At 46.0% G+C, this 24,895-nt stretch carries 26 protein-coding genes, 1 tRNA gene, 1 other RNA gene and 1 pseudogene; 20 read left to right on the top strand and 9 right to left on the bottom strand.

From position 1 onward, the window contains the following. The first annotated feature begins 13 nt into the window (after nt 1-13). Complete coding sequence (locus PPRES148_RS03310; RefSeq protein WP_149453219.1) at nt 14-571, top strand: hypothetical protein; 558 nt, start codon at nt 14-16, stop codon at nt 569-571. Next, nucleotides 513-1,532, top strand: coding sequence for an NAD(+)/NADH kinase (locus PPRES148_RS03305; protein WP_187820506.1), 1,020 nt, complete (start codon nt 513-515; stop codon nt 1,530-1,532). The genes PPRES148_RS03310 and PPRES148_RS03305 overlap by 59 nt, the downstream gene beginning before the upstream one ends. Before the next feature lie 2,157 nt (nt 1,533-3,689). Here the strand turns inward: PPRES148_RS03305 and PPRES148_RS03295 are convergent. The 3 genes from PPRES148_RS03295 to ftsW all read right to left on the bottom strand — a co-directional run bounded on the left by PPRES148_RS03295 (nt 3,690) and on the right by ftsW (nt 6,136). Next, entirely contained in the window at nt 3,690-4,331 is a 642-nt protein-coding gene (locus PPRES148_RS03295) for a DedA family protein (RefSeq protein ID WP_149453216.1), read from the bottom strand. A 196-nt stretch (nt 4,332-4,527) separates the two neighbouring features. Next, nucleotides 4,528-4,966: RNase P RNA component class A (gene rnpB, locus PPRES148_RS03290), an RNA gene on the bottom strand. Between the two features lie 54 nt (nt 4,967-5,020). Next, nucleotides 5,021-6,136, bottom strand: a complete 1,116-nt coding sequence (gene ftsW / locus PPRES148_RS03285) for a putative lipid II flippase FtsW (RefSeq protein WP_187820504.1) — start codon at nt 6,134-6,136, stop codon at nt 5,021-5,023. 189 nt (nt 6,137-6,325) lie between these two features. Here ftsW and PPRES148_RS10810 point away from each other — a divergent pair, with 189 nt between their 5' ends. From PPRES148_RS10810 to PPRES148_RS03245, 10 genes are all read left to right on the top strand, one after another. Next, complete coding sequence (locus PPRES148_RS10810; protein WP_187820503.1) at nt 6,326-6,493, top strand: hypothetical protein; 168 nt, start codon at nt 6,326-6,328, stop codon at nt 6,491-6,493. Between the two features lie 140 nt (nt 6,494-6,633). Further along, nucleotides 6,634-6,822, top strand: coding sequence for a hypothetical protein (locus tag PPRES148_RS03280; RefSeq protein ID WP_149453214.1), 189 nt, complete (start codon nt 6,634-6,636; stop codon nt 6,820-6,822). Nucleotides 6,823-6,850: 28 nt separating this feature from the next. Next, complete coding sequence (locus PPRES148_RS03275) at nt 6,851-7,282, top strand: DivIVA domain-containing protein (protein WP_149453213.1); 432 nt, start codon at nt 6,851-6,853, stop codon at nt 7,280-7,282. Between the two features lie 807 nt (nt 7,283-8,089). Next, nucleotides 8,090-8,269, top strand: a complete 180-nt coding sequence (locus PPRES148_RS03270) for a hypothetical protein (RefSeq protein ID WP_149453212.1) — start codon at nt 8,090-8,092, stop codon at nt 8,267-8,269. A 642-nt stretch (nt 8,270-8,911) separates the two neighbouring features. Further along, the gene (locus PPRES148_RS10805; protein WP_187820502.1) at nt 8,912-9,079 is read left to right on the top strand and encodes a hypothetical protein; all 168 of its coding nucleotides are present in this window, start codon (nt 8,912-8,914) and stop codon (nt 9,077-9,079) included. Between the two features lie 116 nt (nt 9,080-9,195). Continuing rightward, nucleotides 9,196-9,633: a hypothetical protein gene (locus tag PPRES148_RS03265; protein ID WP_149453211.1), complete on the top strand. Its 438-nt coding sequence runs from the start codon at nt 9,196-9,198 to the stop codon at nt 9,631-9,633. 49 nt (nt 9,634-9,682) lie between these two features. Further along, nucleotides 9,683-9,883 carry a hypothetical protein gene (locus PPRES148_RS03260; RefSeq protein WP_149453210.1) on the top strand — a complete coding sequence of 67 codons (201 nt, stop codon included), beginning with the start codon at nt 9,683-9,685 and terminating at the stop codon, nt 9,881-9,883. Nucleotides 9,884-10,110: 227 nt separating this feature from the next. Next, nucleotides 10,111-10,365 (top strand): hypothetical protein, encoded by a 255-nt coding sequence (locus PPRES148_RS03255; protein WP_149453209.1) that lies wholly within the window; start codon nt 10,111-10,113, stop codon nt 10,363-10,365. Beyond that, nucleotides 10,356-10,426 (top strand) — tRNA-Gly (locus PPRES148_RS03250). The genes PPRES148_RS03255 and PPRES148_RS03250 overlap by 10 nt, the downstream gene beginning before the upstream one ends. A 22-nt stretch (nt 10,427-10,448) precedes the next feature. Next, nucleotides 10,449-11,093, top strand: a complete 645-nt coding sequence (locus PPRES148_RS03245; RefSeq protein WP_187820501.1) for an O-methyltransferase — start codon at nt 10,449-10,451, stop codon at nt 11,091-11,093. Nucleotides 11,094-11,313: 220 nt separating this feature from the next. Here PPRES148_RS03245 and PPRES148_RS13280 read toward each other — a convergent pair whose 3' ends face one another. Beyond that, nucleotides 11,314-11,751 (bottom strand): PGPGW domain-containing protein, encoded by a 438-nt coding sequence (locus tag PPRES148_RS13280; protein WP_149453207.1) that lies wholly within the window; start codon nt 11,749-11,751, stop codon nt 11,314-11,316. A 289-nt stretch (nt 11,752-12,040) separates the two neighbouring features. Between PPRES148_RS13280 and PPRES148_RS03235 the strand changes: the two genes are divergently transcribed. The 6 genes and pseudogenes from PPRES148_RS03235 to PPRES148_RS13275 form a co-directional block, all read left to right on the top strand. Then, nucleotides 12,041-12,379 (top strand): hypothetical protein, encoded by a 339-nt coding sequence (locus PPRES148_RS03235; protein WP_149453206.1) that lies wholly within the window; start codon nt 12,041-12,043, stop codon nt 12,377-12,379. A 23-nt stretch (nt 12,380-12,402) separates the two neighbouring features. Continuing rightward, on the top strand, nt 12,403-13,176 hold the full coding sequence (locus PPRES148_RS03230; protein ID WP_149453205.1) for a response regulator transcription factor: 774 nt from the start codon (nt 12,403-12,405) through the stop codon (nt 13,174-13,176). Further along, nucleotides 13,173-14,210, top strand: coding sequence for a sensor histidine kinase (locus PPRES148_RS03225; RefSeq protein WP_187820500.1), 1,038 nt, complete (start codon nt 13,173-13,175; stop codon nt 14,208-14,210). Before PPRES148_RS03230 ends, PPRES148_RS03225 begins: the two co-directional genes overlap by 4 nt. 353 nt (nt 14,211-14,563) lie before the next feature. Continuing rightward, nucleotides 14,564-15,232 (top strand): hypothetical protein, encoded by a 669-nt coding sequence (locus PPRES148_RS03220; RefSeq protein WP_149453204.1) that lies wholly within the window; start codon nt 14,564-14,566, stop codon nt 15,230-15,232. Next, nucleotides 15,196-16,005 (top strand): transposase, encoded by an 810-nt coding sequence (locus PPRES148_RS03215; protein WP_149453203.1) that lies wholly within the window; start codon nt 15,196-15,198, stop codon nt 16,003-16,005. The genes PPRES148_RS03220 and PPRES148_RS03215 overlap by 37 nt, the downstream gene beginning before the upstream one ends. Before the next feature lie 10 nt (nt 16,006-16,015). Next, nucleotides 16,016-16,180: pseudogene (locus PPRES148_RS13275) on the top strand (transposase); the annotation flags it as partial. 611 nt (nt 16,181-16,791) lie between these two features. Here PPRES148_RS13275 and PPRES148_RS03205 read toward each other — a convergent pair. The 5 genes from PPRES148_RS03205 to PPRES148_RS03195 all read right to left on the bottom strand — a co-directional run bounded on the left by PPRES148_RS03205 (nt 16,792) and on the right by PPRES148_RS03195 (nt 19,959). Continuing rightward, the gene (locus tag PPRES148_RS03205) at nt 16,792-16,989 is read right to left on the bottom strand and encodes a hypothetical protein (RefSeq protein ID WP_149453202.1); all 198 of its coding nucleotides are present in this window, start codon (nt 16,987-16,989) and stop codon (nt 16,792-16,794) included. A 1,124-nt stretch (nt 16,990-18,113) separates the two neighbouring features. Next, nucleotides 18,114-18,254 carry a hypothetical protein gene (locus tag PPRES148_RS10800; RefSeq protein WP_187820499.1) on the bottom strand — a complete coding sequence of 47 codons (141 nt, stop codon included), beginning with the start codon at nt 18,252-18,254 and terminating at the stop codon, nt 18,114-18,116. A 293-nt stretch (nt 18,255-18,547) separates the two neighbouring features. Beyond that, entirely contained in the window at nt 18,548-18,973 is a 426-nt protein-coding gene (locus tag PPRES148_RS03200; RefSeq protein WP_149453201.1) for a hypothetical protein, read from the bottom strand. 356 nt (nt 18,974-19,329) lie between these two features. Then, nucleotides 19,330-19,467, bottom strand: coding sequence for a hypothetical protein (locus tag PPRES148_RS10795; protein WP_187820498.1), 138 nt, complete (start codon nt 19,465-19,467; stop codon nt 19,330-19,332). Nucleotides 19,468-19,593: 126 nt separating this feature from the next. Further along, on the bottom strand, nt 19,594-19,959 hold the full coding sequence (locus PPRES148_RS03195; RefSeq protein ID WP_187820497.1) for a group II intron maturase-specific domain-containing protein: 366 nt from the start codon (nt 19,957-19,959) through the stop codon (nt 19,594-19,596). An 841-nt stretch (nt 19,960-20,800) separates the two neighbouring features. On the opposite strand from PPRES148_RS03195, the gene PPRES148_RS03190 reads away from it, so the two are divergent. Both PPRES148_RS03190 and PPRES148_RS03185 read left to right on the top strand, forming a co-directional pair. Beyond that, complete coding sequence (locus tag PPRES148_RS03190; protein ID WP_149453199.1) at nt 20,801-22,678, top strand: APC family permease; 1,878 nt, start codon at nt 20,801-20,803, stop codon at nt 22,676-22,678. A 201-nt stretch (nt 22,679-22,879) separates the two neighbouring features. Further along, nucleotides 22,880-24,757 (top strand): APC family permease, encoded by a 1,878-nt coding sequence (locus PPRES148_RS03185; RefSeq protein WP_149453198.1) that lies wholly within the window; start codon nt 22,880-22,882, stop codon nt 24,755-24,757. Nucleotides 24,758-24,895 lie beyond the last annotated feature (138 nt).

Below are 24,895 nucleotides of genomic sequence, written 5' to 3'. Positions count from 1 at the left end.
GTGGGCGGTTGTTATGGGGCAGTCGGGTAATGGGGAAGGCGTTGTTCTTGTAACACTTCTGTTGGCTGCGGGGTATGGGATTGCGTGTCGTTTTCGCAAATGGTTTCTTCGTTACCAAAAATATTGGTTGCAGAAACAGGAGAGGTCCCTTGGTCCTCCCCCAACGGGCGAAATTCCTACGTTGTTGAGGGAACACGGATTCGAGGTGGTACATGGCGGGGAGCGTTGGCCGGTACGAATTACCGTAGATGGGTCCGAATATGAGAGTTCAGTACAGATTGATTACTTAGCTAAACGGGGGGATGGATGGTACATTGTCATGGTGGCTTCCGGTCATCGTAAGTTTCGTTTGCATGGTTCCGCGTTGCGGGACCGCTTTTTTGCCCCCCAGTTGCTCTGGGGACCCCTAGGGATTTTATATGTGGAGCCTGAGTTTAGTAGGGTACGGATGATTTGTGTGCGCGGTCCGCGGAACGTTCGCCCAGTGCAGCAATCTCTACGGGGTGTCCATATTGCGGTGGGCTTTTGTGTGTTGTTACTGTGCTGGTCGCTATGGCAACGGGTTGTGTGAAGTACAGGAATGGATTCGGAGGGGTAGGTGTGGAGAGGTGCGGGATGTAAGGGTAGGGATTATTTATCGCGCCCACAAGGATGAGATTCAGAGAATTGTAATCCGTTTGCGGACGTTATTGGAAGAGCGTAATTTGTCCGTCTTGTGTGCATCGTTGGAGGATCTTACTCCTGAATCTCTGCTTGAGAAATGGCAGGGTATGATTGATGTCGTAGTGGTGGTGGGCGGTGATGGTACTCTATTGGGGGCGGCGAGGCAGCTGGCTCCTCTAGATATCCCTGTACTGGGTATCAACGCGGGTAATTTGGGTTTTCTAGCTGCAGCCTGTCCGGAACAGCTCGAGGTTGTAGTGGATGGTTTGCAGAAAGGTACCTACAGTATCAGCGAACGACCGGTACTACATGTGGTTTGGCCCCGACGTAATGCGGGCTCTTCTGAGGTAGTTGGTTGGGAAGAGGGGATTGCGCTCAATGATGCGAGTGTGTTGCGTGGTGGTGTGGGAAGGACGATTGTTTGTCAGCTAGAGATGGATGGGAGTTGGCTGGCTCACACCACGGGGGATGGTGTGGTTGTGGCTACACCTACGGGATCCACAGGTTATGCTCTCTCGTGTGGGGGGCCCATTTTGGCCCCCGAGGTGCAGTCGTTGGTGCTAGCCCCCGTTTGCCCTCATACGTTATCGGCCCGTCCCCTGGTGGTACCCGCCGAAGCCACTCTGGTTGTTGGTGTGGAGCGTTGTCAGGGGGAGGTGGGTCTTACATTGGATGGGCAATTGTGGAAGCCTCTACAGAAAGGTGATCGGGTCCGAGTGCGATGTTCCCGTACCCGGAAGTTTCGACTGATATCGTTACCGGGATTCTGTTTTTATGCTTCCTTGCGCGATAAATTGGGCTGGTTCATCGGCGATGAAGGGCGCGCTATCCAATGTACGATCCCCTTGGTCCCTCCGTCTGAGCATTGAGTTCTACTCCGTTGATCTGTTTTGGTGCAGGCTGAGTTATGATTGTGAAGATCGTGCTTGGAACATTAGGGGTACCTATGCGTTGAACTTATTTTCTTCCCGGTGTGATTGTCATATAATATAAGTAGTTACTTAATTAAACTAAATATTTGCATTATTAATTAAGTTGTGTTGTAATTTTTAACATTTTAGAACAGCTCTTTCCTGATATTTGTCTGTATTTATAATTGATCAACATGATCCCCCGGGGCGGGGAGGCCCTGGGGGATTCAGTAGTGGCTAACGATATTTTAATAAATATTATAATATTATATATAAATATATATTTATTATATTGATTGTTTCTGTATGCATTGAATATGAATCTATATGTGAAGAATGTTCCCTCTCGGTCCCATAGTTGGTGCAAGTGAATTTGGGGTTTTCCCCATATAAAATTACATAGGAATAATTACATAAGCAGTAATTTTCAGTTATGGAACATGTGGAGGATAGAAAAGAAAATTCCTTTTGAGATCCCCTTTGCCCCAGAGCGGATCGCTACGTGCATTCCAGAATGGATGGTTACGCGCATTGTTATAAAATATATGATACATAATCCATCGATACGATGATCCTATTGGTTGTAATCTGAGAAGCTATATTTATAAAAAAAGGGAGTCGATGTAGATATTGTAATTCCATAGATACTATTAATTTCGTATGAGTAATTTTCCCTATCTTCATGAGAAATCAGGAGGAAAAAAGAGGGGAGAACAGGTAAGGGAAAAGAAACCCAATCTTCCAAAACAAGTCTTGAGAAGATCACAAGGGCGGTAGGGGCAGAAGAAAAGAACCGACGAGAACCGACGGGCTCCTATTGCATTGTAGACATTGATTTTACTACGATGTACGACCTCCCGAAGAACGGGGGAGGGTCGGGCAGTGCGGTATCCGTGTATCGATAACCCTCCTGATGTCGTGCTGCTGCGTTTATGGCTATAGGGTGGCATACAACGGACGGAGGAATATTTCTGGTATTGGGGGTCCCACAAATTTAGGCAAGGTTAAAGCGTCTAAGTTTACGGTTTCCCCTAGGTACCCAATCTTGGGGTGAAGGGGCTCAACAGCCTAGTAGCCGATAGTGTTCATGGACCGTACAGGATCTCCGAATTATGTAAGCAATACAGTATATGGGGTTACTGGTTGGATGATCATAAGCGAGCAGCTAAAACACCGGATCCCATTACCAATCCATTGCGAAAGGAGGATTTTCATCGACTCAAAACAAGGGAATGTGGGAAGTCCATGAAAAAACGTTCATCAGAGGGGCACTGTTTCACAATTCCGAGGTGTATCATGGGTCCGGATGAATATAGAACAATGTAACATAATCGGCATTTATGTTTATTATTTTCGTATAGAACGACTATATGCTGTGATAAGGTTATATTCAGAAGAAGAACAACACAAGAAAGGCCTCGGATAAACGCTCGCATCAGCGAATTTCCTGAGGAAGGGTATTCATCCAACAATGTAAATTTTTAAAAAATACTGAAAAATTTTTCATCTTCGTTTGCACTATGATGATACTATTTTGCATAACAAGGAAGAAAAACCTTGGAATGAACTAGGATATACACCAACGAGCATCGACTTTCCATCGCATTGAGGATTGTACTAAGGAAGCACCTTGATTTTGGATGGTTATACAATACCAATAAATAAAGTTTGGAGTAGTAATTTGGGTAATACTATTCGATAGACGCAAACAGACGGGAGGGATCTGTTTCTGCACCCCCCAGTTTAGGGCCCTACCCCACACGAGCTGGAAGGACTTACTAGCCCATATCAGCTGGCACCCTTCCATCTATTATGGCTACTAAGCATTACCCCCATTCCCTCACGTAAGTTCTTGTGATTCTGAATGCATAAAATCAATTATGATGTATAGAAATATTATAAAAACTTCCTCCATTACAGGAAAACGATGCTTTTATAGGGAACAAACCCCGAGAGTAGAATCCTGATTCCCATGGATCGTCCTCCATTGTTTTAGGACTCTCCTCTCATCTCAACAGGATACTGGATAAGACATTTGATTTCATGAGCATTCGTCCTTGGTGCGTTTTTTCCTGAATTTGACCTGAATTTGATATGGGACTGTTTTTTTTCATGTCATTTTTGTCTCTGTGGTGATAGGATCCATCGCCATGAAATCCAGGCCACGATTAGGAGTATCAATAGTAAAAGTACGAACATGCTGTAATTCTGGAGGTATTCGGCTATTATGATAAACTTACCCCCTAAATAGCGCCCAAGACCAATGAAGGTGGTGCACCATAAAAAGGCACCTGTGTAGGCATATGCAGCAAAATTTCGATAGCTGGAACCGGAAATCCCTGACATATAGGCAGTTAGATGTCGTATGCCGGGGAGGAAATATCCTATCAAGAGCAACCAGTTTCCGTGTTTACGAAACTTCATCCGTGCTAGCCGTAATCTCTGATGCGTGATGAAGAACTTGGGTCCGTGTCTTACTAGAACAGGATAACCATAGCGTCTCCCTATGAGGAAACCGAGGCTTACTCCGGTGAGTGAACCCAAGAAGGCACAAGCGAAGATAGGAATGATGGCAATTTTCTCCGTGAGGGTTAGGTACCCAAGGAGGAGCATCATAAATTCATCAGGGAGCGGTAGGGCAAGGATACCGAGTGACAGAGAACAAAAGGTGAGGAAATAAACCCACCCCGCAGGGATGGCACTGAAAGATGTCTCTATGAATTGTTCTAATTCTCTCACTAAACCTACAATGTCCATGAAATTATCTTTCCCTCTCCATCCAAAGTTATTTATTAAAAAGTATTACTTCTCTATTGGACGGCCGGGTCTTTTTTTATATTCTCCATGGTATCTATAGGAATCCCACAATACGAAATAAGCCATCCTGTGCGTTGGACAGGGTACATCCCCCATGCCGCAGAAACAGGATGGTTGGATTTTGCACGAGCGTGCCAAGGAAAGGAAACCGTAAGCCGAGTTCTGTACTCCGGGTGGTGGTAACGATCGCCCGCTCATCTCCCACCCATTGGAGTGGCAATCATCTGTCTAGACGACACATTGCTGTGCCGTTCCAGCGACCAACCCGGGACCACTGCGAGCTACAGCTGTGTAGCGGTATAGAACTACTACACGGGCCCCTTATCCGGTCTTGCTCCAGGTGGGGTTTACCTAGCCAACGCGTCTCCGCGTTGCTGGTGCGCTCTTACCGCACCGTTGCATCCTTGCCACGCAAAAAAGGCAGCTGCCCCTTCCCGTTCGGCGGTCTACATTTCTGTGGCACTAGCCTTAGGGTTGCCCCCACCGGCCGTTAGCCGGCACCCTGCTCTATGGAGCTCGGACTTTCCTCCCGTGATACCTTTCGGTACTTCACCGGCGATTGCCCTGTTTCCTCTCCCGAAACCCACCATGCACTACTCATTGTATCAAGAATGAGTAGAGACAGCAAACTAACGGGTTTTTGATGCGGGGGTGCCTCCCCCCCGTTGGGAAATATTCAGCAGAATACCAATTTGCATCAATTTAACAATGAACACAGTTCCACCGTAGCTGATCAAGGGGAGTGGAATTCCCGTTACCGGGAGTAATCCATTGGCTACAGCTACATGACACAGAATTTCAATGGCTAGCAGTGCAACCAGACCGATAGCTAACAACATGCCGAAGAGATCGGATGCACGTAGGGCAATTTGGATACCCCGGAATAGGAGGAGGGCAAATGCTATTAGGAGAAGTGTAGCACCAATATTACCGTATTCTTCTGCAACAATGGAAAAAATGAAATCATTGTGTGCTTCTGGGAGGTAGCCTAGTTTCTGAATGCTATTTCCGGCTCCTAGGCCCGTCCATCCACCAGAACCTATGGCCAATAAGGATTGTACCGTTTGATACCCCTTCCCTTGGGGGTCCGATAAGGGGTCTAAGGCGCTCAGGATTCGATCGAGACGGTAGGGTTCTAGCATAGCCAGGGCTATAGCTAGGGGAATCAAGCAGGAGGCGAGAAGGGCTACATGTTTCCAACGTAGACCGGCGCAAAACATTATGGTTAAACAGGCAGCCATGGTCATGGCTGCTGCACTGTAATGAGGTTGGAGGATTAGGGCTGTGCATATACTGCCAATGACGAATAGGGGTGCAACAACAGTTCGCCAGAAGGAATCCATTACAGGTTGTTTGCGTACCATCATAGCAGCTGTATACATGATTAGGCCTATTTTGATCAGTTCAGAGGGCTGAAAGGTGAGTGGTCCCACGGCCAGCCAGCGTTTGGATCCGTTCGTAGTGGTACCAAAGAGTCCTACAACGAGCAGTAGGGAGACACAGGCAAGAAGGATGAGTCGGATGTGTTTACTATAGAGACGGTAGGGAATTTTGGAAAAGATGAGCATAACTATAATGCCCAAACCGGCAGCGATGATTTGTTTGCGAACAAAATACAAGGAATCCTGCGAAGATATTTTAGTAAGGGCTGTATGGTAGCTGGCACTGAAAACCATTACAATGCCAAACCCGAGCAGAAGGAAGGTGAGAAATAGGAGCCAAAAATCCGGTTTGCTGCGTAGCAAGTATTTCCCCCCTTGGTGGAGGACCTCATTTTTTGGAAAACCTCTGTCAGAAAAATTTTTCCTTCCAAATTTTACACTGCCTATGGAACAGGGGACAAGCAAATTTTTATAATGGGCCGTTGTTTGATGATTCTGCTCGTTTCCTTCGTACGTGAGGGGGGGCGGGGGAGCGTAGGATGAAGGAAGGGGATGGATATGGGGGGTACATTATGTAAAAAACAGGCAATAAAGTGGATGACAGAAGGAATTCATGATGTTATCCTTAGGATGGTAGAGGTTGCCTGTCCCTGTGTACTTTTCTATAGGGGCGGGATGGCGGTGGTTTCCCTTCTTGTTGTTTCTGGATGCGGTTTCTAGTGAGGCAGGGCATGGGATGATTTCCGCAGGTTGTGGTCTTTATCGAGTACATTGCGGGTGCACTATGGGATATTTTTATCCGGCAGATGTGTAATTTATAAATAATTTATATTTTATTTTATATCATTGATGGAATTCCTATGGAGACGAATTCACTCTCGCATACCCTGGTGTTGTTGATGGATGAGGGTCCGATTGATGATCCTGTGGTTGCCTTCGATAGGGTAGTGTTTTGTGCGTGGAATTTTGTAGTTCTGTTTGAGTTTTATGAACAGAGAAATCACCAGTACAGGTTCGATGAGGTACTAGTGGGGGTGACTGTTGTCTAGCCTGTAGAAGAGGAGGGTGTGGAAGCCAATGGGACGTTTAGCTCCGATTGATATCTTCAACAAGGAATTCAAGGAGGTTTTGCGTGGGTACAGTAAGCCGGAGGTCGATGAATTTTTGGATCTTGTCATAAAGAATTATGAAGATGTTCTGCATGAAAATGAGCAGTACAGGGAAGATATTGTGCAACTTAAAAGGGAATTGAAAAAGTTACAAAAGGGTGCGGATCCATCCGTTTCTAATGCCCCCGCCGGTACGAGTGTTGAGCTTCCGCGCCCATTGGTCCAAGCAGGGGTGGAGGGAGGAACCAATGGGTTAGCAGATATGGATCAGCAACATTCCTCTCATCGGTCCGGGGATTCGATGGCCCGAGTCCTGGGAAAGCTTGATCAAGTGACACAGCGTTTGGAAGATTTGGAGGAAAATTTTGATCAGCTACGCCAGCAATCCCTGCGACGTTAGGGGGAAATGTGGATTTGTAGGGTGACGTTTTCCCCCTCTATCCGTAGTCTTTGGCTCATGTGCTTTTTAATTTAATGGATGATTACCCTCATCATTGTTGGGGAAAGAGTGGGAGATCAACGATCCCAGGATCGTCCTTGGCAGATTGGGGCAGGTTGGTGGTGTTTGGGGATTCCGCCCAACCGTTCCCTATATTTTTTTATGTATTAGGGTATTTTTATATTTCAGTGCCCGGAGTCACTTTGGATTCCTGTGGTTTCTAAACAACAGGGGGATTGATCCATTTCGAATTTTTGGATGAGATTTCTAGGGAACTGATGTCCTGATCTTTTGTAGTGAGGGGTGCGAACAACCCCTCCCCACTTACGCCTGTAAGTGTTCCCCAATCGGGACATCTTTATGGTGATCCGTATTCTTTTGTTTGTAATCGATAAAAACGATCTTCCACAGTGAATTGGCAATAGAATCGGGTGTTTGGCTTATGATATCCAGTTTTGGGATTTTGGGTCGTGTTGTTTACCTGTTGGGAACAGATCCTATACGTGCCTAGGCAGCGTTTGCTGACCTATCAGACCTTTGCGCGTCCTGGGGTTGTGGTGGCCTGCTTCTCCTATAGTTTCGGATGTTCTATCCTTGCTCAAATTCGTGGGGTCTATGGCCCATATCTCTTAGGAATATTTTCAAACTGGGGAAGGTGATCCCTATAGTTCAGGCCGCTTATGCGGTAACAAGAACTCATTTTTTGATCATGTTTTCCCCATACTAGGAATGTGGCATGCAGTAGTCATGTAGGGGGTGTAGATCGTCATGGGAGGCAGGAAGTCCGAGGGTTCCCCAAAGTCAAAGAAGGGCGACGCACTATCATCCCTAAACCAACAGCCCAATCCTTCACCCCAGCAGGCAGGGCCAGAGGGGCGACCACAATCACAACAGAGGGGACAACAGAGGTCGCGGCAAACGGGCACGAAAGCACCAACGCGTGGTTGATTCTTACCATCCGGGTCGTGTTTGGATGGATAGGTACGTTCTTCCATGGGATTTTTGGGGGTTGATGCAGGTAGGTTTTCGGTTGGGGGATGGTGGCCAACCGGAAACCCTAATTTCATGGGGTTGGTCTGGGGGGAATTGAAAATTTTGGTTTGAAATTGTATTCCTCGTCGGGAGCCCCCCTTCCTAAGTGTTGATTTTGTTTCCACGGTGGGGGACCTGAATCCAGGAAAAAATACTAGTTCTCCTGAGAAAGTTTGGGTTTTGATCAGGGGACCGTAAGAGCGCAGGGTGAGACTCTTGTTCTCACAATGGCAATGGTAGTTATTTTCATATGAATACGATGTATACTGGTGTAATTTTTGTAAAAAGATAAAACATAACCAATTAAAGTTAAATTTAGGGTAGTATTTTCATAAAAGGTTCACTTAGCGATAGAAATCCATTGTATTGATTTTTGCATTATGTATAATATGAAAATTGAATGTACATAAAATATTTACTAAAATTTTTACTTTTTGTGGTGGCACTATGCCTATATTTTGAGTTATTGAATGGGGTGGTGTGGACTCATTTTTTGTCCGTGTCTTCCCCATACTAGGAGTGTGGCACGTAGTGGCCATGTTGGGGGTGTAGATCGTCATGGGAGGTAGACATTCTGAGGGTTCTTCGAGTTCGAAGAAGGGCAATGCAACATCAACCCCAAATCAACCCAATCCTTCACCCCAGCGAGCAGGGCATTCGCGCCTGCAGGAAAGGGGACAACGAAGGTCGAAGCAGTCGAGTACAAAAACGCCGTCCAGTGGATGATTTTTGTGGGAAATGGTATTCCCCTTGAGGTAACTCCTTGAGGTAATGGGGACGGTGGCCGTTTGCTTCCTATGGGGAGAGGATTATGCTCGTGTTACGGAGGAGGCATCGGACGTATGGGGAAACGATCGGGTAGTAATAAATCTGGGTATTCACCGGATTATGGGTCTAGGGATCGGGAGAAAAATCCTGATGAGAACATTGGCCCCGAGGACCAGGCATACGCAGGAAATCATTCACAAACAAAGGAAGATGTGGAAACAGCGTCGGATTTGACAGCCATGCCTTCTACGGTTTGGAAGAATGAGCAGCGGGATGCCAAGCAGGAGAAATCCCTGAGGGATGTTGGAGTGGCTTTGGGGGTCGCGGGGCTTGTTTTTGCCCTACTCTCCTTTTTTAGGGTCTGGCCCTTACTCTTTTCTCCCCTGGCCATTCTGATGGGTGTGTTGACTATTCAGAGGGATTGTAAGACCTTGGGTTGGTGGACCCTCTCCCTGGGGGCGGCTGCTCTCCTGTTTTCGGTTCTTACTCTCCCCATGACCATGTTGTGGTAGAGGAAATCCAGGGGACTAGGGATGGAAAAACAGCTTGTGATGGGGAGGAGTGTCCATCACAGGCTCGTTTGGTGCGGTATGCTTTGTACAAAGACAAGTTGTGGGTATGGTAAAGGGATACTCCCCTAGCACATGGTGGGGTTCAGCCCTCCTAAACCGGGCAGCACAGGTAGAGGTGGGTTCCCAATTACTCATTATTGTCGTTGGGCACCCCGTTGGTAGGGTGGTTGGGAAGAGGGCGTGGAAATAGTCTGTCAGGTATGGGTTGTGGGGATCGGCAGGAGGTGAACTTCTGTGAACCCGATAGAGGATACGTGTTCCTTTCCTACGGGTTGAGAACAGCGATTGATATGATCCAGGGGCTAGGGCCGAAGATGTTCATTCTTCATAATACACCATCCCTGTGGTATATGGGAGTGTGTACAAAATATTTTTACTTTTACTAATTTTAGGTCTATGTATACAAAGAGGGGTACGATGGCTAGGCGGTTAGGGACGGATCGCAGTGTTCCTGATCGACCCACCCGAGGGGGCCCGTTGTCAGAGAACTGGACCCTATATCAGCTCAGTGTATCTGCGCGCTGCGCACAGGGCGGGTTCTTTCATGGCAGGGGAAATGGGGGTCCCAAGGGGAGGGGTCCATCTTTGGGTGAGGCAGATCATAACCTGCGGAGGGGCGGGTTGCTTTTTGGTAGATCCTGGGGTAGAATGAAGGCGGTTGTGCGGATGTAGTTCAATGGTAGAACTCCAGCTTCCCAAGCTGGTAGCGCGGGTTCGATTCCCGTCATCCGCTTTTATGTGAGGGGAAGATAGATGTGAGTGATCGGGTGGGTTATGTCCGTTCCCTGTTTGCCAGGGAGGATGTAGGATTGCAGGGTATTCGTGTGGGTTTGAAGGCTGCTGGGATTCCGGATACATCTGTTCCCCCCGAGGTGGGAAAGTTCCTCTTTTTACTAGTTCGTATGATGCAGCCCCAGCGTGTGTTGGAGTTAGGTACATTAGGGGGATACAGTACGCTATGGATGGCTCGTGCGTTGCCTCCGGGTGGGCATATATGGAGTGTGGATAAGATTGGCGTGCGGATCGATTTGGCGCGAAGGGCGATGGATGTTGCGGGGTTGTCCGATCGGGTTACATTCTGCAAGGCCATGGCTGGGGAGTATATGGAGCGTTGCCTCCGTGAGAATCTGAGTTTTGAATTTTTTTTCATAGACGCAGACAAAGGGAGTCATCTTCACTACATGGAGATGGCTTACCGCCTGGGCTGTCCTGGGGCGTTGGTGATCGTCGACAACTTACTATCCAAAGGTGTTTTGTGTCAGGGTGGGGGGCAGCGGTTATTTGCTCGTTCTATTCGTTCGTTCAACCAGTCTGTTGCCACTGATGATCGGTGGGATGGTATGATTTTGCCTTTTGCGGATGGGATAGGGATGTTCCATTTGCGGACGATAGGTGGGTAAGAATGGGTAATCGGGGCTGGTATACCGACGTCGAAAACAGGGGGGCTTGCTTTCCCCCCTGTTTGGCGTTCGTCGGGTGTTGTTGATGTAAGTCATGGTGATGGCAACGTTGTCCTTCACCCTCCGGTATTTGTTTGAAAATAATCTAAAAATAAAACTATTTACAAATAAAAACATGGACATAGGAGATGATTTTGTTTTTGAACCAGCCCCCTATCCCTCAATTCCTACCATTTCTTTGGATGTACTCCTGCCGTGCTTGGTTCCACTGTTCCTCAATTCGGAGACCTTTCCAGATTCTTTTGTATGATTTATGGAATCTCGGGAATCTTTGAACGGCCCAGGTACCCAGTTTGCGTTTGTGGATGCGATTCCCTCGGCCCAGAACAGACCCTATCCTGTTGTAGGTGCGGGGATAGTGATTGCATAATCCGCGTTTCCAGCGTTTACCTAGGTCTAGAAGTTTATCCAGCCGGTGTAATACCCAGAACAATAGGCTCTTGGCCCATACATACTTTTTGGATAGACAAAAGAGCCCCGCGACGAGGGGTATGATTCCAGGGCCCGGTAGCACCATGAAAATGATTCCAATTACGATGAGAGGGACGCCAAGAAAAAGTGGATCGGATAATAACACGGAAATTCTACTTCTTATCATCGTCCATAGGGTGGTTAGGATGGCATTCCTCCCCCTTCAGTGTCCCACATGCGGAATCCATTAGAGTAGTGTTGGTCCATGGGAAATTAGATGGCCCCCCTGTGCGGGTTATTTTTTACCATCATCCCAACGTTGGTCTGTTATGGTGCATTCCCCTTGGGGAAGCGATGGGGTAGTATAGGAAGGACAACCTAGAGGGAACCCCATCACTCTCCGACCCGTATCTATTTTATAAATTACTTTATTTTTAAATAATCTATAAAATAGATGCTTGGGGGCAAAAAATGGCGTGTTCGGGGCGGTGACTGTTGCTGTCTCCATTGTTTGCACCAACACCACTGAATTTGAAACAATAACATTCTTTCAATGGACAACGACAGCATCACCCGGACATTGTACACCGGGTTGGGAGATAAAAGCAAGATGTACGGAACAAAGTCAAGGGGTGTTTAAGAAAGGGTCCTGTTCTGAGGATACCAGCGAACAGGGGTGGAACGGAGGTTCCCCCCATTCCACCCACCCCAAATATAGCATACCTATGGGATATCTGTGTGTAGTAAGTTGGGGTAATGCAGGATGGGATCGATGGGTTGACACGTATTGTGAGTCCCTTGTAAGATTTTTATAGGGGGGTCCTGGAGGAGGTTTACCATGTCGAGGATCTTGGTTGTGGAGGATGATCCCAAAATCAGTAGTTTGTTATGTTCCCACATTGATAGATACGGTTATGATGCTGTTGTACCAGAGGATTTCTCTGATATAAAAGGGGTTTTTGTAGATACAAAGCCAGATTTGGTATTGATGGACGTCAATTTGCCCTATTTCGACGGTTTTCATTGGTGTCGCCGGATTCGGGCTGTTTCTCTTTGTCCCATACTATTCATTTCAGCACGTGAGGGGAAAATGGAGCAGGTGATGGCTCTGGATAATGGGGCGGATGATTATATTACGAAGCCGTTTGATTATGATGTGGTGGTAGCTAAGATTCGTAGTCATTTACGACGGTCTACTGGCCCTTACGCAGGGGAGTTGGATCGGCATGAACGGATTCTAGAACATGGTCCTATAAAGTTATACCCCGAACGACTATCCATGGAGGTCCGGGGTAAGAAGGTGGAGTTGAGTAAGAAAGAGATGATGTTGTTGGAGGGGCTATTTCGGCGTCCCATGCGTGTCCTTAGCAGGGAATACTTGTTGGAGAAACTATGGGATAGTGAAAAGTTTGTGGATGAGAATACCCTCAATGTTTATATTACAAGGGTTAGAAAAAAGTTGAAGGAATTTTCCCTGCATGGGTGCATTGAGACTGTCCGTGGGGTTGGCTACCGATTGCGCATGTTTTCGGAGGATGGGAACATGGTCATGGGTGGTGAAGCGGATTCCGATTCCTCCTCCGAGGGCCGTGATTCCGCGTCTCTGTCGTGAGGAGGCTTTTTTTTTATGAGCAGATTCCCTTGCTTTTTGCTTATAGTCAGCAGCTTTTTTTCGTTCTCTGGGTATTTTATCTCGATGTAGGACGGTGGAGTAGTACGTTTTCCTATGCGGTTTGGTTTAGCTTGTGTATTCTGTTTTTTTATTTTATTTATCGATATTGTACCCATCGTCGTTTTTATCGTCGTCTTTCCCTTCCTCTAAAGGATCTGGATCATTCCCTACAGGATCTTGGCAATGCGTCCCTACCCTCTGCATTGTCAAGATTGTTGGGGGAGCAATCCCGTTTCTATCAAGAGGAGTTGCTTGCACACCAGGATCGGAAAAAAAAGCATCTTATCTTCATCCATCAATGGGTTCATCAGATGAAGATTCCGCTCTCTGTGCTCCATTTGATTGCACAGGAGGGGGATGTGGAGTCGCATCTGGATAGTGTCAGGGAGGAGGTAGATCGCCTTAAGAGGGGTCTGGAGATGGTACTCTATACCTCCCGCCTGGATGCTTTTGCGCATGATTTTCATGTACATCCTGTTCAGTTGCAGAAGCTGCTTTCAACTCTTGTGTCTGAAAATAAATATCTCTTTATACGTAATCGTGTTTTTCCGAAGTTGGAGGTGCCAGAGGATCTTTGGATAGAATCTGATGTGAAGTGGATCTCCTTTGTTTTTACACAATTACTCACAAATGCTGTTCGTTATAGTGTTGGGGATAACAAGAAGATTCGGTTTACCGCGTCTATGCGTGGCCAACGCGTGGTGGTTGCTGTGGAGGATGAGGGGGTCGGGATTCCTAGGGAGGATATCGATCACGTATTTCAGCCTTATTATACGGGTGTCAACGGGCGTAGATACCGGGAGTCCACGGGTATGGGTTTATATCTTGTCCACGAGGTATGTGAGCGTTTGGGTTATCAGGTAGAGTTGGAATCGCAGAGAGATAAGGGGACCAAGGTGTCCATTGTTTTTGGAGAAAGGATCCAGGGGGATTTTTTTTCGCGTGCCAAGTTGGGGAATTTACGGCGTATCTAAATGGGGGGCGAATAGCCCCCCCTCATCCATGCCCATAAGTATCGCTACCCCAAGTCGTGTTTGTGGGTCTCCGTACTTTAATGGTTACGGAACCAGGAGGATCTAGGATGGTCCTATTTTTTTATGGTTCATAATAAAAAAGACAACGGAGAGAATTGAATCAGCGTACCCATACTGCAATGGTTTTCTCAGTATAAATGAATTTAAAATTGAATATGTTCCATTCCGAATATGGATCTGGAGTTTTCATTGTACTTTTCGGGAAAAATTAATAGTGTGTAGACACAACGTTGAAATTTGTATGAGAATACCCTACTATAGATATGCTAAATGTTTCTGTAGGAGGGACACTCATGATAACCAAAAAAGATAAAGAGATTGATCCTAATGTACCACGCCCCTCTCTAACCAATGAAGTGGAACTGATAAGCCTGGAGGAAATAGAATCCGAGTATGAAGGTATGAGAACCATCCGATCTGTACTCAAATCAGTGGTCGAAAAACCCTCACCCGAAACCCAGTGTTCCTGTAAAAAATCCCAAGAAAGAGGGCAAAAGTTTGTCAAAATAGGTTTTGGTAGTGCCCGAACCTTTCTTCATCCAAGATGCGGTCCATGGATTCAGGAGTCAAAACTAGAACTGCAACGGTGGAAATGTAAGTACTGTAAGAGAAGAATCTCCCACGTTGATTCCATCATCGGACGAAGGAAAAAACACACGAAGGAATTTGAGGATGAGTTTGGATATACAGCAGAAATTTCTACAGCAGCTCAGGCTGCAGACCATTATTGTGTGCCAAGGGACGGTGCTTTGACCAAGCACTACTTTAAAATACATTTACCTAATAGGAAAAAGGAATTGGAGAATCGAGCCCTAGAGGATGCAGAATCACAGAATGGGCCTATACGTATTGGTATGGACGATGTATCAACCCGTAAGGGGCAGAGGTATTTCACAACCATCCATGATCAGGATTCAAGGGCTGTATTGGCTGTTTCGAGGGCAGGAGTCAAAAAGAAGTAGAAGAGGGTCTAGAGGATCATTATCCTAGGTTGCTTGCGTTGACATCAAGGATAGAGGCGGTGTCCACGGATCGTGCTCCGGCCTACAAAAATATCGTGCAGAAGGTATTTAGAATGGCAACCCCTGTCTTCGATCGCTTCCACATCATTCAAAATATAAGGGATCATGCCCTTCATCCCCCCTTACGACAAGCCTTGGGCAACAGGAAATTCACAGCGGCTATAGACCGGCTATTCAGAGATGTGGTAGAGGACGATGATAAAGAACGTCTTACCTACGAGAATAAGCTAGTACTTTTACAAATACTGGGATACAGCGAGGAACTGATGGGACAGTATCGTAAGATTATCGTTGTGCGATCCTCGTACAAAGAAGGGGATTCTTGGGAATTACATAGAAGAAAACTTTGGAGTTTATACAATGATCTCATCCTAATTAACACAAAACTTTTACGGGATAAGCACCATCTATCGAAAATAAAGAAACCAGTGAGATCCTCCTTATCCGTTCGGTACAGAGAAGGGTTGGATGAACAAAAGAGGGCTTTTCTCGAGGGAGTTTTGAAGAACATAGCCCACTGGTCCCACCTTGGGAAGGCTTACGAGTATGTGGAAAAAATCAGGAGATGGTACGATCAACCCTTTCCCGATGTTCAAACGTCTCGTGATGCCCTCCATGAGTTAATAGAGGAGGGACTGGGATCCAAATACAAGGAGATTCAGAACGCAGCAAAAAGACTGTCTTGGAATGAAAGTGAGGAGTATATAGCCTAACTATCACCTTCATAGAATCGACAACGGTTTTGTAGAAGGGAAAAATTGTGCAATCAAGGCCATATCACGCCAAAGCTATGGCATCAAGAACCACCAAAATTACGTAAACCTCTTGTTTGTACGATGCAATCGGCATCTTTGCAAACGGGGTAAGAGGAAGCGTAAGGTTTCGTAAATAATGAACGAATGCCACCACAGGTAGTCCTAGATTAATTCCGTTTTCTTTATTTTATTATTTATAAAATAAATGTAAATTTTATATATTTAGTTTTTTACAGTTCGAAAGCCATAAACATACTAGGATTACCTGTGGTGGAAAAACAATAAAATATTTTTACTAAATAAATTTTCTTCATAAACTCCCCATCGAGGTAGATCCAGTATTTCAACTGGGCCCCTTTACAGAACCGAACCCTCTCGCATCCTACGACTCTTCCCACCCCACATAGTTTTGATCTTTCTAGAACCAATCCGATGAGATGGCCCCTTTGCTCCACCAACCACCCCATTATCTCTTGGTTTTTACGACCTGGAGACGATCAGCCCTCTCATAGCTCAGATCAGTGCATGTTTATATCATAAATAAAAATTATTTTTATGAATATATTTGTAAAATGAGGGTAATTAACCCCGTGTTTTTGTAGAGGATTTGCTTGGAATATCACATCTCATTTATAATAAATATATTTAAAAATGAAATACAGAATGTATTTTACAATGGGTAAAGCAAACGTTAAGCTATGTGATGTATACGTATCAAATAACAAAAGTTACATAAAAAAATATTTAAAGATTAGGCCCTTTCCACCCCTTACCCATTGAGATCCGGAGACCCGTGAAAAAAAGGCCAAGGAGAATGTGAATGAATTCCACATCGGTGGGTTGATCGGGACCCAGCGCAGATAGTATACGATTCTGCAAGGAAGTTTCTGTTTCCTCTGTTCCGTTGTTATTGGGTATTGTGTTACAATGGTGAGAAGCCATCGATCCTTTCATCTCCTTATATTTTTTCTATAAGATGGTAACGTTCCACTGTGTGTGGGACGTTACCATCTTAATAAATTATAAATAAAATTAATTACTTTGACTAGAAGACAAATCATGATGAAGGCGAAAAAAAGGAAGGCAAAAATCTTTGACCGGGTAGTTTTTACAAAGGGGGATGGTGAATCTCCCAATTCGTCATACAAACCCACATGGAACCTGGATTCTGTAATAACGGGAAATTTCCCGAGTAGTAGATGCAGCCAGTAGGGGAAAACTATAAAGGGACCGATAACTTGCACTAACCTAAACCAAAAACCTAGAGATCCAGTTTCTCCAAAGAGGTGATGAATATGAAGAGGAATTGTGTAAAAAGCAAGAAAAATCAACATATTAACAACCTTTGGGGGATAAACATGAGCGGTATCATTTTCGTACATATATCGCAGTTGCTGTTGGCGTGATGATTGCCATTGCATAGCAATGCACTCCCCTACAATGCCTAAGGTAAGTATCCAAATGGAAGGGTAAACCCATAAAAACAGCACAATAGAAAAAAAGAATCCAAAAATGCCTAACACAGGAACAGCAAACCAACGGAATTTTGTAATACTGTGTTGTTGTGCTAGTAATAGACATTGCTGTCGATAAGAGCGTAAGTGTAAAAATTGTTTACCTACATGCCGTAGATGGGATTTAAAACCTTTCCATCCATGGAGTAGGAGCCGGAATAGCAAGAATAGAAAACAGTATGTTAAGTTATATTCTAATATTTCTTCAAAAATTTCCGCCTGTAGGGAGCCCCATCCGGGGCTCCCTACAGGCAAACTATAAAGTCTAGAGTGAAATAGTAAGATGGTCTGGAATAAAAAAACCAGCAGGCTAAATCTTACTATCGCATAAAACAGGGTGAACTGTGTTATCTTGATGAATGCCGTACGTTTCAAATTGATTCCTCCCCCATTCAGACACTCACTCGCAAACAATTTTGGGATTGAGATAAAACTTGGTCAATGCGAATATGGGGGTTTATGTTTATCGGTACCAATGGGGAGAAGATATTATGGTAGCTAACGATTTTTTCTATATTTCGGGGGACCCTAAAGGGGGATATTTGAAGTCAATCAGTCACCACACCAGGGATCGCATATATCAGAAGTTGATATCAGACAGCCACCGCCAACAACGGCTATACAAATACCGGAACACAATGCTGTAGTCGGGTTAGGACCCAATCGTAAACAAAATTTCACGCACCTTGTCATACCGCCAAAGAGCCTCCAGATAAGTGGTCCAGCCCCACATATAGAATTTACCGTGTTCACACACCTGGAACAGGCGTTTCTTTTGGAGCGAAGAAAAGTATGATCCAAGTCCTCATCCTCGTTATCATCGGGGTTAATAGGTTCAATACTCCCATCTGACTTGAGGATTATCAGGTTTTTTCCATTTTCATTATAATCAGAAATTTCGGCCATTGCTGAAGCACCAAACACATCGGAGGAAAATTGGCTTACAGCCCCAATTTGTTTTCCTCCCCTGTAGAGAAGATGTACCTCTATATCAGGGGACCATCACCCCATTTGCTTTCTAACCCCCTTTTGAATGATTCTGGTGCGGTTTCCTTTGCAGAAATACCGATTTTTTTAGAGTTTTCATGATTATAGCTAATTTTCATCCCTTTTTCCTTGAGATAACCATCAAATTTCTGTAGATTTTTGCTAAGGGTCACATCGGATACGGGCTTTTCTTCTATGTATAGGTACTCCATCGCCTTACTGAATAATTTTGCGAAAGGGCAATCAGGATTCTGAGAATTTGGCTCTGTGGGGAAGGGGGGTCCTGGCCCCATCGAATCCGACTCTATAACGTCGTAGCTGTTTACAGGTGGTTCCATAGCATAAGAGGAAGTCAGGGATGCAGCAACCAACGCGACAGCACTCGTCCCCAATAACAATTTTCGATACAGGTTCCTGAAGAACAAACCTACCACATCCCGTTTTCGTAGTATTTTACGATGCTGGTGTGGGTAGTATGACGCTATTGCAATGTTTACGTTGACTGATTTTTAAATTTTTTTTATAAAACAATGTATGTAATAACTTATTTTTTTGGTGTATCTTTCGAGAACATTTACAAATCGATTTACCTATCTCCAGCACCGCTTCATTTGAAACACTAGGTTAACTTAAAAAAACACAGCTTACTAGCTTTTTTCCCCTTCCCTCATTCGACTGATATTACAAACAAGGCTACTTACGACAAGATCGTAACTCACCACTATATGGTGTGTCAATTACGGGTGTCGGGTCAAAAGTATGGACGGCACGGGTTGGCCATTTAGGCATCCCCATTCGGGAGACCGTAGACCGTGGTAGCTAATGTCTGCAGCATAAGCAGTCGGCTTTTTTCTTCTGCCCCTATGCCCTCATGATCTTCCCAAGGCTGTTCTGAAAGATTGGGTTTCTTTTTCCTCACCTGTTCTCTTCTCTTTTTTCTTTCTAATTTCCCATGAAGATATGGAAAATTACTTGTCGAGTAGGGCTGGCATTTCAGCCAACCCTCTCACAGAACCACACGTAATACTCTCGCATTATGCGGCTCTTATTGCCCCATCTTTGCTTCTAATACGTGCCAGTGGGCGAACAGGTCCCCGTACTTTCCTCGTATATACTGGATCCACCTTCGAGCCTTTCGCCTGCTACCGAGCTTCTTGTACTTCTTTCTGGCCCACCAGGCCAAAACGTTGTCATCGAAGCTACGTACTAAAGCTTTCCTCAGATGTGAGGGATAAAAGGCGCCATAGTAGTTCACCCAGCCCCTCAATATGGGATTGGACATTTCCGCCACCTCATGCAATTCCATGTCTGGCCTCACGTGTTTTCTTATTTCCTTCCCCCGTTTCGCTATCTTCTTCCTCGATTTTCGGCTGATGGCTGGATTGTATCCCAGAAACCTTCTTCTCCCCACGCGGATTACGGCCTGACGCGGGCAAAACGTGAACCCCAGGAAGTCAAAGGATGTTCCTTTGTGCTTCCCCGTCTTCCCTATTAGGCCCCCTGGTATAATAGGTCCAGGTGGGTATCATGGGAGCTGATCCCCCGTAAGGGGTGAACACGGGAATGGCATGGAGAAAATTTTCGTTGGGATTCAAGCAGAGGGCAATTGAACAGGGTCTCCTTCCGGTATTCCCAAATAGGGTTTCCCCATGGGTATGATTGTGGCCGTCTACACCCCGTAGGCGCGGGAGATTATGACATCGGTTACTACATCGGTTGATGAGTTGGGATGCAGCGGGAAAGGGATTGTCACGGGCCTAAGAGAACAAACAAGTTATGAATGATAAATATAGGAGTTACTATATAAAAAATGGGGATTGATCCTGCTCCGCGGGGCAGATGTTGAGATATTTGACCATGGTGGATTGAAAACCGAGGGCTGAACCGTCACCCCCAAGACTGAATCCCTAGGTCCGATATGTGGCCAAGATCCCTTTACGATTTCCCGATTTTCCTCGATGGACTCGGGAAGTATATTCAGGATATTCAGGATATTCAATTCAGGATTTTTTTTGGTCTCCCTTCTGTGCATTTGGTTTTTCTCTTCAAATAATGGGGGGAATTTCTCTGACTTTGATTGGTATTATTTTCCTATAGTAGTGGGTATGGAATGCATAGGTAGGAGGGATCTTAGGGGGGGAAATCCCCTTTGTAACAGTCGTGGGGAATTTGTGCAGTGGTCGGGGGGTGTATAGGGGAACCCTTAGGGGGCAACTCCTAGTTTAGAACATGCGGGAGGCGTGAAGGTAGCTATGTTTTCAGTTTTGAAACGGATCCTAATCGGGAGGCCGATGCGAAGTGAACAACTTCATGAGGAACGCCTGCCTAGTTGGAAAGCCATGCCTATTCTATCTCCCGACGCCATTTCCTCCCTTGCCTATGGTCCCCAAGAGCTGTTGCATGTTCTAGCTCCCTTTGGTGTACATGCATTGGGATATTCCCTATCTATTACCATTGCCATTGTGGCACTCCTTGCCCTGGTGGTTCTTTCCTATCAGCAGGTAGTATTTCAGTACCCACAGGGGGGCGGGGCTTATGCTGTGGCTTCGGACAACATGGGTTGGATGGCAGGTGCATTAGGGGGGGCCTCTTTGCTCATCGACTATGTTCTGACCGTTGCGGTTAGCGTAGCCGCCGGGGTGGACGCAATTCGATCCTCTGTTTCCGATTGGCCCGGGATTGCCTATTATGTTTTGGATTACAAGGTAGCTTGGATCATTTTGATCATTCTCATCATCATGGTACTCAACCTGCGGGGTCTACGGGAATCAGGGACTGTTTTTGCTTTTCCCACGTATTTTTTCATGTTTATGACCACCGTATTGGTGATTGCCGGTGTAGGGAAGATACTAGGAACGGGGGAATACGATCATTCCGTGCGGGCCATGACTTTAGTTCCCGCCACCGCACCGGCAGGATTGACATTATTTGTAATTTTACGTGCTTTTTCCTCTGGTTGCAGTTCCCTAACTGGCGTGGAGGCGATTGCCAATGCTACCTCAACCCTTCGTCCTCCTGAGGGGAGACGGGGTTCCAATATTCTTTTGGCTTTAGGCTTGTCCCTGGGTATTCTGTTGTTGGGCGTTACCTTCATCACCCAGGTGTATGGACTCATGCCTACTGAGAGTACCGATACCATTCTTTCCCGTGTTGCCAGGGTTACGTTTGGCCAAGGTTCTACCTTTTATACCATCCAGGTGGCTACGGCCCTGGTTCTTGCCGTGGCTGCCAATACTTCCTTCGCGGCCTTACCTGTTCTTCTCTCAGCTATGGCTCGTGATCGTCTCATGCCAAGGATGTTCACTATGCGTGGGGATCGACTCAACTTTTCCAATGGGATCATTGCTTTGACGGTAGCATCCATTGTTATTGTAATTCTCTTCGGTGGTGATGTGAGTCGTCTCATTCCCCTCTTTGCCATTGGTGTTTTCCTTTCCTTCACCCTGACACAGGTGGGAATGGTAAAGAGGTTCTTTTCCCTGCGTCCACCTGGTTGGTGGTATAGAATGGCCATCAATGCAGTGGGTGGGATTGTATCCTTAACTGTTATGGTCATATTTTTTGTCACTAAGTTTTCCGAGGGGGCATGGCTGTTACTGATTGCCCTTCCCCTGTTGTTGACTGCTTTTTATCGAATTCGTCACCATTATGATGATGTGGTTCGGCAGCTGTATTCGGGATTTGACTCCGTAGTACCACCGCTGGCATCCCAGGTAACCCGGGAACGTTTGGTTCTTGTTCCCATTTCTAGTATCAACCAGGTGGTGCATGATACGTTGACCCATGCGCGGGATCTGGGAGGGAGGGTAATTGCTGTTCATATTACTTTCGATCGCCAGCAAGGACAGGATGTAGCGGAGAAGTGGAAGGAGTGGTATCCCGATATAAAATTGATGGTCATCTATTCCCGTTTCCGTAGTTTGGTTCATCCTTTACTTCGCTTGGTGGATCGTCTTGGGGGAAATGAGAGAAAGGGGATACGGAGGATCACGGTTCTCTTCGCAGAGATTGTTCCTGTACGCTGGTGGCATCGTTTTTTGCATAATCAGTCTGCTCTTGTTTTTCGGTTCTTCCTTCTGAAGCGCAGGAATGTTGTGGTTACAACGATTCCTTATTTGTTGAAGAAATAATAGGAAGACGGTTCCCATCATGGAATCGTCCTCTTTCATTTCGGGGGTTGTCTATTTCCATCCACTTTCTGGCAATGGGCATGGAAAGAAGCGATAGGAGGGACGCTAAGGGGGATGCCAGGAGTGATCCGGGAGTCCTATCCCTCCATGGTGAAGCACTCGTATGTATAGGGGGATAGGAGAGGGGTGTGATGATCCTTTATGTTTTCAGTTTTGAAACGAATTTTAATCGGGAGACCCATGCGTAGTGAACAACTGCATGAGGAACGTTTGCCGAGCTGGAAGGCCCTGCCTATTCTCTCCTCTGACAATCTCTCCTCCCTTGCCTATGGACCCCAGGAATTGCTGCATGTTCTTGCTCCCTTGGGTATGATTGCGATGGGGTATGCGTTCCCAGTTACGGCGGCTATTGTATTGCTTTTATTCCTCCTCATTCTCTCCTATCGGCAGGTGGTGTACCAGTATCCAGGGGGTGGCGGAGCTTACGTTGTGGCTTCCGATAACTTGGGATGGGCGGCAGGTCTGGTTGCAGGATCGTCCCTCCTAGTTGATTATATTTTGACATGTGCGGTGAGTGTAACTGCTGGGGTGGATGCGATCTATTCCGCTGTTTCTAGTTTCCCTGATATTGCTCCCTATGTTTCGACCTACAAGGTTTGGATCGTTGTTTTCCTCATTCTTATCATTATGTTTTGTAATTTGCGGGGGCTACGAGAATCAGGGACGGTTTTTGCTATTCCTACCTATTTTTTTCTTCTAATGGTAACTCTATTGGTGATCTGTGGACTATGGAGGGTTTTATGGGGGGATGGAGGGCGGCATGGAGTTGTCCATCATGGTCTTATGCCCGATGTTTGGCCGCTGGGATTGACATCTTTTGTTCTTCTGCATGCCTTTTCCTCTGGTTGTAGTTCCCTAACGGGTGTAGAGGCAGTTGCTAATGCTACCTCCACGCTTCGTCCTCCGGAGGGGCGGAGGGCAGCGGGTATTTTGTCAACGTTAGGATGGACGATGGGGATCCTATTGATGGGGGTTACTTTTTTGACGCTTGCTTATGGATTGGTTCCGGACCAAAGTACCGATACTATTCTCTCCCGTGTGGGTGAGGTAACTTTTGGTCGGGGTTTTATTTTCTATACCATCCAGGCGGCCACGGCCCTTATTCTTATCCTGGCTGCAAACACTTCCTTTTCCGCTTTACCCGTCCTATCTTCTATTATGGCTCGGGATCGATTCATGCCAAGGATGTTTACCCTACGCGGTGATCGGCTCAATTTTTCCAACGGAATCATTGTATTAGCGATGGCGTCTATCTTACTCGTTATTGCCTTTGGGGGTGATGTGAGTCGTCTTATTCCCCTTTATGCCATAGGTGTTTTCCTTTCCTTTACCTTATCGCAAGCGGGTATGGTGAAGAGATGGTTTTCCCAACGTCCTCCTGGTTGGTGGTATAGAATGACCATCAATGCAGTAGGTGGGATTGTATCTTTAGCCGTTATGGTCATATTTTTTGTCACCAAGTTTTCCGAGGGGGCATGGCTGTTACTGATTGCCCTTCCCCTGTTGTTGACTGCTTTTTATCGAATTCGTCACCATTATGATAATGTGGTTCGGCAGTTGTATTCGGGATTTGACTCCGTAGTACCACCTCTGGCATCCCAGGTAACTAGAGAACGTTTGGTTCTTGTTCCTATTTCTGGCATCAATCAGGTGGTGCACGATACGTTGGCCTATGCGCGAGATCTGGGGGGGAGGGTAATTGCTGTTCACATTACCTTCGATCGTCAGCAAGGACAGGACATAGCGGAAAAGTGGAAGGAGTGGTATCCCGATATAAGGTTGATGGTCATCTATTCCCGTTTCCGTAGTTTGGTTCATCCTTTGCTTCGTTTAGCGGATCGTATTGGGGGAGATGAAGAGAAGGGGATACGGAGGATCATGATTCTCTTCGCAGAGATTGTTCCCGTACACTGGTGGCATCGTTTTTTGCATAACCAGTCTGCTCTTGTTTTTCGGTTTTTCCTTCTGAGGCGCAGGAACGTTGCCGTGATAACGATCCCTTATTTGTTAAAAAAATAATGGGAGGACGGTTCCCTTCATGGAATCGTCCTCTTTTATTTCGGGGGTTGTCTGTTTCCATCCACTTTTTGGCCATGGGCATGGAAAAGAGTGATGGGAGGGACGCTAAGGAGGAATGCCAGGAGTGATCCGGGAGTC

It is taken from the genome of Pasteuria penetrans (assembly GCF_900538055.1).
Lineage (GTDB): Bacteria > Bacillota > Bacilli > Thermoactinomycetales > Thermoactinomycetaceae > Pasteuria > Pasteuria penetrans.
This window is presented reverse-complemented; position numbering and strand designations above follow the sequence as displayed.